Genomic DNA, 12,477 nt, shown 5'->3' with positions numbered 1-12,477 from the left:
GAGAACCCCGATGAGCCACTCTCTCAACGCCGCCCTGGTGGGCTATGGCTTTGCAGGCAAGACCTTCCACGCCCCCTTCCTCTCCACCACGCCCGGCTTGTCCCTGAGCTGGGTAGTCAGCAGCGATGCAGCCAAGGTGCAGGCCGATCTGCCCGACTGCCGGGTCGGTTCACTGGAACAGGTGCTGAGCGATGTCTTGGTCGATTTGGTGGTGATCGCCACCCCCAACGATACCCACGCGCCTCTGGCCCGTCAGGCGCTGCTGGCTGGCAAACACGTCGTCATCGACAAGCCGTTTGCACTTGATCTGGCCGAAGCGGCAGAGCTGGTCGAGCTGGCCGAAAAGCAGGAGCGACTGCTCAGCATCTTCCACAACCGCCGTTGGGACGGGGATTTTCTCACCGTGCGCCGTTTGATTGCCGAGGGGACGCTGGGGCAGATCGCCCAGTTCGAGTCGCACTTCGATCGCTATCGCCCCGAGGTGCGCCAGCGCTGGCGCGAAGCGGGCGGCCCGGGGTCCGGACTCTGGTTCGATCTCGGCCCCCATGTACTGGATCAGGCGCTGCAGCTCTTCGGCCAACCGGACTGGCTGCAGGCAGACCTTGCCGGGCAGCGCCCCGGTGCCCTGGCTGATGACTACTTCCATGTGGTGCTGGGCTATGGTGAACGGTCTGGCGAAATGCGAGTGATCCTGCATGGTAGCTGTCTGGTATCGGCCACCATGCCCCGCTTTGTCGTTCACGGCAGTCAGGGCTCGTTCGTCAAATTCGGTATGGATGTGCAGGAAGATCAGCTCAAGCTGGGCAAGCGGCCACCGGCAGCGGATTGGGGGCTGGATAGCGAACCCGGTCAGCTCAGTCGCATCATGGATAGCCAATTGCAGCAACAGAGCCTGACCGGCGAAGCGGGGGATTACGGCGCCTACTACCGCGGCGTCTGTGCCGCCATCAGAGGTGAGGGAGATAACCCGGTACCGGCTACGGAAGCGTTGGCGGTGATGGCACTGCTGGACCTTGCCCGCGAGAGCAACCGCTTGGGGCAACGGCTGAGCTGTCAGAAGCTGTCTGACTAACGCGTTGCAGCTTGCCGCTCTGACAGATATGGATACCGTTTAAACTGCCAATCAACATCAATAACTTGGTGGTTTATTGTGCATCAACCGCAAATAAGCGGCATCTTGTATTGATATCAGTCGTTGCAGTGGCGCTTTTTATCCACTGCACGAAAAAATGTCATTGTGATATCCGTTTTCATCGATAACCAATGGGGCTATATTGCGCCCGCCTGCCTGAGTCCCGGCTTCTTGTTTTATTCCGGGTCACGGTGGGCGCAGTGATGGTTGTGTCGACCATCTCTCCATCTTTTTTGAGGGAATGCACATGAACAAAGTACTGGTAGCCGGTATCCTGGGTCTGATGTTGACTGCTTGCGGTCAGAAAGAAGAAAAAGCTGCCGCTCCTGCTGCTGCTCCGGCCGCCGAAGTTGCTGCAACTGTAGAAAAAGCCGCTAGCGAAGCCACCTCTACCGTAGAGAAAGCCACCTCCGAAGCGACTGCAACCGTTGAAAAAGCTGCTGACGAAGCGGCTACCAAGGTTGAAGCTGCAGTGAGCGATGCCAAGGCCAACTAAGCCTGCACCTCATTGAAAGACGGGCCCCATGGGCCCGTTTTTTTATCTGCCGCTCAAGGCGCCGGATTAATCAGCGAGGTGAGAATGTGATCCTCCCAGCGGCCATTGATCATCAGATACTCCCGCGCATACCCCTCCCGCTCGAATCCGAGTCGCTCCAGCAAGGCGCCGCTACGCAGGTTGGCGGGCATATAGCAGGCCATGATGCGATGCAGTCCCTGCTCGCGAAACAGATAGTCGATGGCGGCAGTCAGGATCTCCTGCATCAGCCCCTGCCCCTCATGCTGCCGGTCGATGGCATAGCCGAGGTGACACGCCTTGAAGATCCCCATCATGATGTTGCTGAAGTTGCAGGTGGCGATCACCCGCTCACCAGCCGGATCGAGCGCCACCAGATTGACGCCGGTGCCGTTGAAAAACTGGCTGTAGCTATCCTGCAGCCGGTTATGCCAGTAAGAAAGGGTGTAGAAATGGTCGTCGCGCAGCGGCTCCCACGGGGTAAGGTGGTCGCGATTGCGCCGGTAAAAGTCGAGGATCATAGGGGCCTGATCGGGGGTCAGCAGCGTCAGGTGGGCTCGCGGGGTTTTGATATGGGGTAGCGCCATCAGGAGTCTCTCTGCCCGAGCCATTCGTCGCGCAACAGGCTGTAGTGAACATGATCCACGACCCGGGAACCCAGCCGCTCCGCGCGCCGGGTAATCCCCTCCTGCTGCATCCCGAGCCGCTCGCAGACGGCTCTGCTGGGCTCATTGTCGGTCGCGGCAGTGATCTCCACCTTCTCCATCCCCATCTCCTCAAAGGCGTGATGGATCAATGCATGACAGGCTCGGGTAATGATGCCGTTGCCCTGCCAGCGCTCTGCCAGCCAGTAGCCGATGACCACCTTGCCCAGATCGTGATCGATGCTGTTGTAGCCAATGACCCCAACCACCTCCCCCTGATACTCGATGGCGGTGGTCAGCCCCTCGCCACGGGCAAACTTCTCGATGGCATGACGGATAAAAGTTGCGCTGTCGGCTGGACGCAAAATGAAAGGGGGCCAAGGCAGCCATTGGGAGAGGTACTCCCGGTTGTCATTGCAGAGGGCAAACAGCTCGCTCGCCATGTCTGGCTGCAAGAAGAGCAGCGCCAGCTCGTCATCCAACTGCCATGAAAACATGGGATTCTCCTTTTAAATCAGTCGCCAAAACATGGGGCTGCCCCAATGTAGCCAATCGCAACTTGGCACGCCAGCCACTTTTGCCGCCTCCTCATTTCCCCTCTTGGTACGAAGAGGCGGCAGCCCCGAGCTATTTCTCTCCCTCCAAAGAGGAGGGTGGCGCTCTGAAACCGGATAACTCTCTTTGAACGGCTCCTTTTGATGCCCAAAACGGGCCATTCAGCAGATCCTGCTACCCCTCTGTGCTGCGCTGTCACATCTGACAGGAGGCACTTTTTTCCCCCCGAACTAGCTTGAAAACGCCCGACCTGGGGTCGGTTCAACAACATCATCGATTTAAGGAAAGAAGAGATGAATAAAGTATTTCTGGCCGTGGCACTGGCCTGTTGGGGAGGTGCCGCCATGGCGGCACAAGAAGTCGAGATCAACGTTAACGCAAGCAGCGCCAGAGCTATGTCTGGCCTTAATGCCGGCTCCGGCACACTGCAGCTGGAAGATGGCGAGTTTCGTCAGGTGCGGGTAGTCAAACTGCCCAACGGACAACAGCGGATCCGCTACGAGCAGACCTGGAACGGCATTCCGGTAATGGGCCAGGTCGTGGTGGCCGACAAGAGCCTGAGCGGCCAGCTGCAGCAGGCCACCGGGCGCATGCTGCGCCAGATTGATCAGGATGTGGCGAGCCCGGTCGCAACCCTCTCGCCACAGGATGCCGCCAGCAAGGCCAAGGCGGGCAGCAAGGGGAGCAACGAGCAGATCAAGCTTTATGTGATGCAGGACGAGAACGGTCTGGCCCGACTGGTCTATCAGGTCTCCTTCGTCGCGGAAGGTGACAAACCGAGCCGCCCCTTCGTCATCCTCGATGCCCAGAGCGGCGAGGAGCTCAAACGCTGGGAGGGGATCAACCACAAGGACGCCACCGGCCCCGGGGGCAACATCAAGACCGGCAAGTACTTCTATGGCACCGACTTTGGCCCGCTCATCGTCGATGACAACTGCCGGATGACCAGCCCCAACGTCGATACCATCAACCTCAACCACGCCACCTCTGGCGGCACCATCCACCAGTTCACCTGCCCGGAGAACCGGGTCAAGGAGATCAACGGCGCCTACTCGCCGCTCAACGACGCTCACTACTTCGGCAACGTGGTATTCGACATGTACCGCAACTGGTACAACACCGCGCCATTGACCTTCAAGCTGAAGATGCGGGTTCACTACAGCAAGAATTACGAGAACGCCTTCTGGGATGGCAGCCAAATGACCTTCGGGGACGGGGCCACCACCTTCTACCCGCTGGTAAGCCTCGACGTGGCGGCCCACGAGGTGAGTCACGGCTTTACCGAACAGAACTCGGGGCTGGTCTACTCGGGTCAGTCCGGGGGGATCAACGAGGCCTTCTCCGACATGGCGGGGGAAGCGGCCGAGTTCTACATGAAGGGGAGCAACGACTGGCTGGTCGGGGCGCAGATCTTCAAGGGCAACGGTTCCCTGCGCTACTTCGAGGATCCGACCCGTGATGGCAAATCCATCGGCCATGCCAGCGACTACTACGACGGCATCGACGTGCACCACAGCTCTGGGGTCTATAACCGCGCCTTCTACCTGCTGGCCAACAGCAGCGGCTGGAACACCCGCAAGGCGTTCGAGGTGTTCGTGCTGGCCAACCGCCTCTACTGGGGTGCCAACACCGACTACCAACAAGGGGCTTGCGGCGTCAGCCGGGCCACTGCCGATCTGGGCTACAACAAGGCCGATGTGGCGCGGGCCTTCCAGACCGTCGGGGTCGATGCCAGCTGCGGTACGACACCGCCAAGCGACAACGAGCTGAAAAATGGCGTGCCGCTGAGCAATCTCTCCGCCAGCAAGGGGGGCAAGCTCAACTACACCCTGACCGTACCGGCGGGCACCAAGTCACTGCAGATCAACAGCAGCGGCGGCACCGGTGATGCCGACCTCTACGTCCGCTTTGGCTCTGCCCCCACCAGCAGCAGCTACGACTGCCGTCCCTACAAGGGTGGTAACAACGAAAGCTGCTCCTTCACCAATCCCAAGGCAGGTACCTGGTACGTCCAGCTTTCCGGCTTTGCTGCATTCAGTGGCGTGACCCTCAAGGCCAGCTACTGATCCTCCGGCGCGGGGGCAACCCCGCGCCCTTTACTCCTTGCGCCACCGTTTCGCCAGTGACCGGGCCATGGCCAGTACCGTCTCTCTGGCGGGATTGGGCCGCTTGCCACCGCGCCAGGCCATCATGACATCCCAGTGATCCTGCGGCAAATTGACCACATCGAGTCTGATCAGTCGCCCCATCTCCAGATCCCGCGCAATCGCCAGCTCCGGCATCAAAGTGATAAAGCCGTGCTCCAGCGCCAGTTCCCGCGCCGCACTGGCCGGTTGTATACCGTGAATGGGGCTGGCAACTCGGCGGATCCGCCGTAACTGTTGGATGAAGGCATCACACCCCGGCCCCCACACCTGGGGGGCCAACCGCTGATCGGCGATATCCTCCAGCGTGAGGCCGTGGCACCCGGCCAGGGGATGGAGCGGTGAGGCGATGGCGATGATGGGGGAGCAGCAGAGCAACTCCATCTGCAGGCCGGAGACCGGCGGGCGCTTGAGCACAAAGCCGATATCCGCCTCCCCGGTCAGCAGCGCCTGCATGATGTCGCCCGAGTGATCCGTGGTGCAGCGGATCTCGAACGGCTCGTCCACCAGCTCCATCAACAGCGAGCCAAACACCACCGAGGTGAGCGAAGGGAGGCTGGAGAGACGGATACAGGGCAGTGCCGGTGCCCCCTGCAGTGCCAACCGCCCTTCACTCAGGGTGGCCAGTGCCGAGCGGGCGGCGGGGAGAAACTCCTCGCAGGCACGGGTCGGGGTCACACCGCGCCGATGACGCTGAAATAGCGGGGCTCCGAGGCTCACCTCCAGCTGGGCAATCCGCTGACTCACCAGTGGTTGTGACCAGCCGCGGATGGCAGCGGCCTGACTAAAACTGCCCAGCTCGGCCACATCCAGCAGCAGTTGCAGATCGTCCAGATCCATAGACATAAATAATCCTGATATGAAATATAGGTAGTTGTCGTCTACCACTATATCTAAACCCTCTCCAGAATGAAGTTATCTGTAAATGAGAGGGCGTTATGGTCGATAGGGCGAGGTTTTGGGGACGCTGGTTTCTGGCGCTGGATACCACACTGGTGATCCTGGGTTTCTTTGTGGTGATGCCGATGATCAGCCTGCGCTTCGTCGACCAGCTCGGCTGGGCCGCCGGTCTGGTCGGGCTGGCGCTCGGGCTGCGTCAGCTCACCCAACAGGGGCTGGGAATTTTTGGCGGTTCGCTGGCCGACCGTTTCGGCGCCCGCCCGCTCATCGTCACCGGCATGCTGCTGCGGGCCATCGGCTTCGCTACGCTGGCCTGGGCCGACAGCGGCGCCATGCTGATCTTCTCCTGCTTCCTCTCCGGACTGGGCGGTTGCCTGTTTGACCCGCCCCGGGCCGCGCTGGTGATCAAGTTCACCCGTCCTCATGAACGGGGCCGTTTTATCTCCCTGCTGATGATGCTGGAGAGCGCGGGTGCCGTCACCGGCGCCCTGCTCGGCAGCTGGCTGCTGCGCTTTGACTTCACCTACGTCTGCCTGCTGGGGGCCGGGCTCTTCACGCTGGCAGCACTCTGCAACTGGACCCTGCTGCCCGCCTATCGCCTCTCGATCAAACCGACGCCGATGCGTCAGGGATTGGGCAAGGTGCTGGCGGATCGCGCCTTCTGCCGGCTGGTGCTGATCTTAAGCGGCTACTACATGCTCTGGGTGCAGGTGATGCTGATCTTCCCCATTCTGGTCAAACAGCTATCCGGCAGCACCACCGCCGTGGGCTGGATGTACAGCCTGGAAACGGCGCTGTCACTGGCGCTGCTCTACCCCATCGCCCGCTTCAGCGAACGGCGCTATCGCCTCGAGAATCGCCTGCTGGCAGGCATCCTGATGATGACGGTGGGGATAGGTCTGGTCGCCTTCGTCAGCACCCTATCCTGCCTCTTCGTGCTGCTAGCCTGCTTCTATCTCGGGATCATCATCTGCGAACCGGCCCGGGAGACCCTGATGACCCGGCTGGCCAATCCGGCAGCCCGGGGCAGCTATATGGGTTTTAGCCGGCTCGGCCTCGCCGTCGGCGGCATGACCGGTTACGTGGGGGGCGGCTCGCTCTACGATTACGCCATGCAGCAGGGCCAACCCGCCCTCCCTTGGCTGGTGCTGGGTACGGTGGGAGTGGCCACCATGCTGCTGCTTGCCCACTGCTTCTCCCGCCGTCCGGAACTGGCCGCCAGAGCCGCAGCCTGACGAGCGCTACCCTGCGGCAGCCCCGGGGGCTGCTGCTATTGCTAGTCCACCGGGACGATAAAAAAGTTGCGCATTACAACTTTTTGACTATTTTAGTTGTCAGGCACAACTAAACAGGAAATCCCGACATGGATCCCCGTCCCCTGCGCGCCCTGTCGCGCGATCTGGTTCGTGAACTTGGCATGCTCTCCCAGCACTGTGGCCAGCTTGCACTCACTCCCATCGAAGCACACCTGCTGATCGAGCTGGAGAGCGCACCGGCCACCAACCAGCAACTGGCCGAGAAACTGCGCATCGACAAATCCAATGCCAGCCGCCCGCTGGCCCGCCTGGCCGAGCGCGACCTTATCAGCTGGCATCCCCACCCCTCCGATGGCCGCAGCAAGGAGGCCCGCCTCACAGCCGAAGGTCAGGCGATGCTGCTGACGCTGCATCGGGAGATGGATCACGCCATGGAGGAGATGCTGGCGCAGCTGAGCCAATCCGAGCGCGAACAGCTGTGGAGCGGCATGCTGCTCTACCGCAGCGCCCTCTCCCGCGCTCGCCGCCAGCAGGGCTACCATATTCGCCCTATCACAGAAGCAGACAATCCCCACATCGCGACCGTTATCCGCACCGTCTCGGCGGAGTACGGGCTCACCGCCGACAAGGGATATGGCGTCTCGGATCCCAATCTGGACAGGCTCTATCAAACCTATCAGGAAGAGGCGAGCCGCTACTGGGTCATCGAGGGGCCGGACGGTTCCATCCTTGGGGGTGGCGGTATCGCGCCATTGGCGGGAGAAGAGGGGGTGTGCGAATTGCAGAAGATGTACTTCCTGCCTGCACTGCGTGGTCTGGGTCTGGGCAAGCGACTGGTGTTACAGGCGCTGGACGAGGCGCGCGCCCTTGGCTATCGGCGCTGCTATCTGGAGACCACCGAAGTACTGCGCGAGGCGACCAGCCTCTACGAATCCCTCGGGTTTGAGCATCTGCCCGGCCCCCTTGGCTGTACCGGTCACGGAGATTGTGAAATCTGCATGCTGCTCGATCTGGAACAGAGAGGCGCATTATGAATGAGCCGACACGGCACACCGTTGGCATTTGCGATGTCAGTTTCGGCGAGCGGGTGAAACTGGTTGAGCCCGTCAATCTCTACGGCTGTACTCTGGCAGACGATGTCTTTATCGGCCCCTTCGTGGAAGTGCAGGCCAACGTCACCATTGGCCGAGCAACCAGAGTCCAGTCGCACACCTTTATCTGCGAGCACGTCACCATAGGTGAAGGGTGCTTTATCGGTCACGGGGTGATGTTTGCCAACGATCTCTTCAAGCAGGGATCTCCCGATCCGGACTCGACCCACTGGGGCCGAACCGTCATTGAGGATGAGGTCAGCATCGGTTCCAATGCCACCATTTTGCCGGTCCGCATCTGCCGGGGCGCCGTCATCGGTGCCGGAGCCGTGGTCACCCGGGATATAGAGATCCCCGGCACCTATGCCGGCAATCCCGCCCGTTTGCTGCGCACCTTTTGAGAGGCCACGCCAGACAACACCTTGGTACACCAATAAAAAGACCCCGCCGAAGCGGGGTCTTTTTTTATCGTGTCTGCCGGTCGGGCAAGCGCTTATCAGTGCTCGCGAGTCTGGCGGAACTCGACGTCCGGGTGACGCTCCTGGGCCAGGCGCAAGTTGACCATGGTCGGCGCGATGTAGGTGAGGTTGTCACCGCCATCGAGGGCCAGGTTGACCTCGTTCTTGCGCTTGAACTCTTCGAACTTCTTCACATCGGTCCCTTCCACCCAGCGGGCGGTGGAGACGTTGACCGCCTCGTAGATGGCCTCGACGTTGTACTCGCTCTTCAGACGAGAGACCACCACGTCAAACTGCAGCACACCGACCGCACCAACGATGAGATCGTTGCTAATCAGCGGACGGAACACCTGTACCGCGCCCTCTTCGGAGAGCTGGACCAGCCCCTTGAGCAGCTGCTTCTGCTTGAGCGGATCGCGCAGGCGGATGCGGCGGAACAGTTCCGGTGCAAAGTTCGGGATACCGGTGAACTTGAGATCTTCACCCTGAGTGAAGGTGTCGCCGATCTGGATGGTGCCGTGGTTGTGCAGACCGATGATGTCACCGGCGAAGGCATCTTCCGCCTGCTCCCGGTCACCGGCCATAAAGGTCACGGCGTCGGAGATGTTCACATCCTTGCCGATACGCACGTGGCGCATCTTCATGCCCTTGCTGTAGGTGCCTGATACGATACGCATAAAGGCGATGCGGTCGCGGTGTTTCGGATCCATGTTTGCCTGGATCTTGAACACGAAGCCGGAGAACTTCTCCTCGGTCGCCACCACTTCACGGCTCTCGGCCTTGCGCGGCATGGGAGACGGTGCCCAGTCGGTCAGGCCATCCAGCATGTGGTCAACACCGAAGTTACCCAGTGCGGTACCGAAGAAGACCGGGGTCATCTCGCCAGCGATAAAGGCGTCGTGATCGAACTCGGGAGAGGCGCCCTGCACCAGCTCCAGCTCGTCACGCAGCTGCTGGGCCAGATCTTCGCCGACGGCGGCATCCAGATCCGGGTTGTTCAGCCCCTTGACCACCCGCTTCTCCTGGATGGTGTGCCCCTGACCGGTCTGATACAGATAGGTCTCATCCTTGTAGAGGTGGTAAACACCCTTGAAGGATTTGCCACAGCCGATGGGCCAGGTGATGGGGGCGCACATGATCTTCAGCTCGCGCTCCACCTCGTCCATCACTTCCATTGGATCGCGCACTTCGCGGTCCAGCTTGTTCATGAAGGTGAGGATGGGGGTATCGCGCAGACGGGTCACTTCCATCAGCTTGCGGGTCCGGTCTTCAACACCCTTGGCGGCGTCGATGACCATCAGGCAGCAGTCGACCGCCGTCAGGGTACGGTAGGTATCTTCGGAGAAGTCCTCGTGACCCGGGGTGTCGAGCAGGTTGACCAGACAGTCGGCATAGGGGAACTGCATCACCGAAGTAGTGATTGAGATACCACGCTGCTTCTCCATCTCCATCCAGTCGGATTTGGCATGCTGGCCCGAGCCACGGCCCTTGACAGTACCGGCGCGCTGAATGGCCTGTCCGAACAGCAGGACTTTTTCAGTGATGGTGGTTTTACCCGCATCCGGGTGCGAAATGATCGCAAAAGTGCGTCTCTTGGAGACTTCACTCAGAAATTCAGCTGACATAATTCAACGTTCTTCTATTGGGCGGCGGCCTTGGCCACCGTGGGAGTAATTCCGGGATGCCGCATTGACTCACGGTCCGGCATGGATACGCAACGGGCCACTCGGGCAGACATAGGGTCTGTCGGTGGTGAGAGGAAGAGGGTTGCGTTACATGGGTCTTCTCGCCTGAGTCAAAGCAAAATTGCGCGACATTATACCCGCACGGGTGAAAAATACCCAGTCCGGCTTGGGGAATTCAGCAGCCGGATGATCCGCTCAGAGGATGAATGAGAATGCGGGCTAACTACTCTGCCCGCATCACCAGATTGCGTCCGGCCTGCTTGGCCCGATACATGGCCACATCGGCGCGCTGGACAAGCTCCCCCAGGGTCTCATCGAGCGGACTCTGTTCGGCGCAGCCGATGCTGACATAAATGGACTGCCCTTCCGACACCCCCTCGACCTTGAGCTGGGAGACGCGATGGCGGATCCGCTCTGCCACCTCGGCCGCCTCATCGATACAGGTATCTGGCAACAGCACCAGAAACTCCTCGCCACCGTTGCGCCCTACCCGATCGAACGAGCGCAGCTGTGCTTCGACGCAGCTGGCGACCGCCATCAGCACGCTGTCGCCAACATGATGGCCCAGCTGGTCATTAACCTGCTTGAAGTGATCGATATCGAGCAGCAGCACGCTAAATGGCTTGCCGCTGCTGCGCGCCTGGCGAAACAACGTCTCGCCGCGAGTCTGGATCTGGCGGCGGTTATGGATGCCGGTTAGCTCGTCGGTCATCGCCAGACGGTGCATCTTGCGGGAGCGGCGATGCTGATAGAAGACGGCAATCCCCATCAGCACCAGCAGCAGCGAGACCACCAGATACTGCCAGTAACGACGCTCTTTAAGCTGTTTCAGTTCAGCCTCCTGCAACAGCTGCTTGGTCTTGAGGGTCTGGTGGGCCAGCTCCTTGCGTGCCATGTCGAACTCGAAACGCATCTGCAGAGTCCGCTGCTCCATCAGCACCTTCTCAACCGCCGTGCGGGTTTTGACATAGAGCTTCAGATTGGCCAGCGCCTCTTTAATCTGCCCCTTCGACTCGAAGATCCGCGAACGCACCTCGTAGAGCCGGGTCAAAAAGCGCTGATTGTTCTCTTTGACGAAGATGGGCTCGGCTCTGGCAAGGCTGGCAAGCGCCTCGGATAGCTTGCCCTGCGTCTCCAGCACCATCCCCATCACCAGTTGCCAGTGCCCCTGGGTGACGCTGTCTATATCGCTACTACGGAGCAGAATCGCCTCGGCCTGCTGCAGCTTGGCCATGGCCTGATCGCCCTTGCCCTGATAGTGGAGGATGGTGGCCAGCTCAATCTGGCTCCAGGCCAGAAAGCCATCCTGCTGCTGTTTCCGGTAGAACTGCTCCGCCTGTTCCAGCAGCGGACGCGCCCGCGCATACTCCCCCATCTCGCTGTAGAGCACCCCCTGTTGGGAGATGATACTGATCTGGCGCTCCTCCTCCCCCTCTTTTTCGTACTCCTTCTCCAGCTCCTTGAAGTAGCCCTCGGCCCGCTCATAGAGCCCCATCCGGCGATAGGCATTGGCAATGTGCCCCAGCGTCTCCCGCGCCTTGCCATCCAGCCCCAGAGCTTCATAGCCGCGGTGAGCCTCCATCAGCTCTTGCAGCCCTTCCGCCAGCTTGCCCTGATAGGCATACATGTCACCGCGCTGGCTGAGAATATCGGCCTCCTGCAGCCTGTCACCCAGATTGCGCGCCAGTTGCAGCGCCTGTTCGTAATCGGCCTTGGCCTGTTTCATGTTGCCCAGCAGCTGCTGATGAAAGCCGCGACAGGTGAGCAGGCCCGCCTCGGTGAGGCCATCCTTGCGCTCACGGGCCCGCTGCAGTGCCTTGTCGGCAAACTCCACCACCCGGCGATATTCGCCATCCCGCTCGGCTGGCATGGCCCAGCACTGCAGGCGCACGATGCGCCCCTGCACATCCGGTGGATAGGCGTCATAGTTTGCAGCAAGCACGGCAACACGCAGCCGAAAAACACGCTCGCTGTGACTCCCCTCCTCCAGCTGTTGCAGCTCTCGGGAGAGTTTTGGCTCGGCAAGCGGCTCTCTGGCAGCCCATACAGAGCTACTGCAAAGCGCGGTCAGCAAGAGCAGGGCGAGGAAACGTATCAT

The 12,477-nt window shown here is 60.7% G+C and carries 11 protein-coding genes; 6 read left to right on the top strand and 5 right to left on the bottom strand.

The features are described from left to right. Positions 1 to 10: 10 nt before the first annotated feature. Together WE862_RS07545 and WE862_RS07540 are read left to right on the top strand one after the other, a co-directional pair. Positions 11 to 1,072 carry an oxidoreductase gene (locus WE862_RS07545; protein WP_198493537.1) on the top strand — a complete coding sequence of 354 codons (1,062 nt, stop codon included), beginning with the start codon at positions 11 to 13 and terminating at the stop codon, positions 1,070 to 1,072. Positions 1,073 to 1,379: 307 nt separating this feature from the next. Then, complete coding sequence (locus WE862_RS07540; RefSeq protein WP_042030661.1) at positions 1,380 to 1,628, top strand: hypothetical protein; 249 nt, start codon at positions 1,380 to 1,382, stop codon at positions 1,626 to 1,628. A 53-nt stretch (positions 1,629 to 1,681) separates the two neighbouring features. Here WE862_RS07540 and rimJ read toward each other — a convergent pair whose 3' ends face one another. Together rimJ and WE862_RS07530 are read right to left on the bottom strand one after the other, a co-directional pair. Next, positions 1,682 to 2,233: a ribosomal protein S5-alanine N-acetyltransferase gene (rimJ, locus tag WE862_RS07535; RefSeq protein WP_042030663.1), complete on the bottom strand. Its 552-nt coding sequence runs from the start codon at positions 2,231 to 2,233 to the stop codon at positions 1,682 to 1,684. Further along, complete coding sequence (locus WE862_RS07530) at positions 2,233 to 2,787, bottom strand: GNAT family N-acetyltransferase (RefSeq protein WP_033112982.1); 555 nt, start codon at positions 2,785 to 2,787, stop codon at positions 2,233 to 2,235. Before WE862_RS07530 ends, rimJ begins: the two co-directional genes overlap by 1 nt. 351 nt (positions 2,788 to 3,138) lie before the next feature. On the opposite strand from WE862_RS07530, the gene WE862_RS07525 reads away from it, so the two are divergent. Beyond that, positions 3,139 to 4,911, top strand: a complete 1,773-nt coding sequence (locus WE862_RS07525; protein ID WP_042030666.1) for a M4 family metallopeptidase — start codon at positions 3,139 to 3,141, stop codon at positions 4,909 to 4,911. Positions 4,912 to 4,941: 30 nt separating this feature from the next. Here WE862_RS07525 and WE862_RS07520 read toward each other — a convergent pair whose 3' ends face one another. Beyond that, a complete protein-coding gene (locus WE862_RS07520) occupies positions 4,942 to 5,835 on the bottom strand; it encodes a LysR family transcriptional regulator (RefSeq protein ID WP_033112980.1) in 894 nt (297 codons plus the stop codon). A 92-nt stretch (positions 5,836 to 5,927) separates the two neighbouring features. On the opposite strand from WE862_RS07520, the gene mdtH reads away from it, so the two are divergent. From mdtH to WE862_RS07505, 3 genes are all read left to right on the top strand, one after another. Then, a complete protein-coding gene (gene mdtH / locus WE862_RS07515; protein ID WP_042030669.1) occupies positions 5,928 to 7,124 on the top strand; it encodes a multidrug efflux MFS transporter MdtH in 1,197 nt (398 codons plus the stop codon). A 128-nt stretch (positions 7,125 to 7,252) separates the two neighbouring features. After that, positions 7,253 to 8,179: a bifunctional helix-turn-helix transcriptional regulator/GNAT family N-acetyltransferase gene (locus WE862_RS07510; protein WP_082035437.1), complete on the top strand. Its 927-nt coding sequence runs from the start codon at positions 7,253 to 7,255 to the stop codon at positions 8,177 to 8,179. After that, positions 8,176 to 8,637 carry an acyltransferase gene (locus tag WE862_RS07505; protein ID WP_042030670.1) on the top strand — a complete coding sequence of 154 codons (462 nt, stop codon included), beginning with the start codon at positions 8,176 to 8,178 and terminating at the stop codon, positions 8,635 to 8,637. Before WE862_RS07510 ends, WE862_RS07505 begins: the two co-directional genes overlap by 4 nt. 95 nt (positions 8,638 to 8,732) lie before the next feature. Here the strand turns inward: WE862_RS07505 and prfC are convergent, their stop codons facing one another. Both prfC and WE862_RS07495 read right to left on the bottom strand, forming a co-directional pair. Further along, entirely contained in the window at positions 8,733 to 10,319 is a 1,587-nt protein-coding gene (prfC, locus tag WE862_RS07500; RefSeq protein WP_042030672.1) for a peptide chain release factor 3, read from the bottom strand. Between the two features lie 283 nt (positions 10,320 to 10,602). Next, entirely contained in the window at positions 10,603 to 12,477 is a 1,875-nt protein-coding gene (locus WE862_RS07495; protein ID WP_042030674.1) for a diguanylate cyclase, read from the bottom strand.

The sequence above is a fragment of the Aeromonas jandaei genome (genome assembly GCF_037890695.1).
GTDB lineage: Bacteria > Pseudomonadota > Gammaproteobacteria > Enterobacterales > Aeromonadaceae > Aeromonas > Aeromonas jandaei.
The sequence above is the reverse complement of the archived record's forward strand: the minus strand, read 5'-3'. Positions and strand labels throughout refer to the sequence as shown.

Bases quoted from the DNA above. Each gene is read 5' to 3' on its own strand.
- prfC (WP_042030672.1), bottom strand. From the start codon at position 10,319: ATGTCAGCTGAATTTCTGAGTGAAGTCTCCAAGAGACGCACTTTTGCG.
- WE862_RS07520 (WP_033112980.1), bottom strand. From the start codon at position 5,835: ATGTCTATGGATCTGGACGATCTGCAACTGCTGCTGGATGTGGCCGAG.
- WE862_RS07530 (WP_033112982.1), bottom strand. From the start codon at position 2,787: ATGTTTTCATGGCAGTTGGATGACGAGCTGGCGCTGCTCTTCTTGCAG.
- mdtH (WP_042030669.1), top strand. From the start codon at position 5,928: ATGGTCGATAGGGCGAGGTTTTGGGGACGCTGGTTTCTGGCGCTGGAT.
- WE862_RS07510 (WP_082035437.1), top strand. From the start codon at position 7,253: ATGGATCCCCGTCCCCTGCGCGCCCTGTCGCGCGATCTGGTTCGTGAA.
- WE862_RS07505 (WP_042030670.1), top strand. From the start codon at position 8,176: ATGAATGAGCCGACACGGCACACCGTTGGCATTTGCGATGTCAGTTTC.
- rimJ (WP_042030663.1), bottom strand. From the start codon at position 2,233: ATGGCGCTACCCCATATCAAAACCCCGCGAGCCCACCTGACGCTGCTG.
- WE862_RS07545 (WP_198493537.1), top strand. From the start codon at position 11: ATGAGCCACTCTCTCAACGCCGCCCTGGTGGGCTATGGCTTTGCAGGC.
- WE862_RS07495 (WP_042030674.1), bottom strand. From the start codon at position 12,477: ATGATACGTTTCCTCGCCCTGCTCTTGCTGACCGCGCTTTGCAGTAGC.
- WE862_RS07525 (WP_042030666.1), top strand. From the start codon at position 3,139: ATGAATAAAGTATTTCTGGCCGTGGCACTGGCCTGTTGGGGAGGTGCC.
- WE862_RS07540 (WP_042030661.1), top strand. From the start codon at position 1,380: ATGAACAAAGTACTGGTAGCCGGTATCCTGGGTCTGATGTTGACTGCT.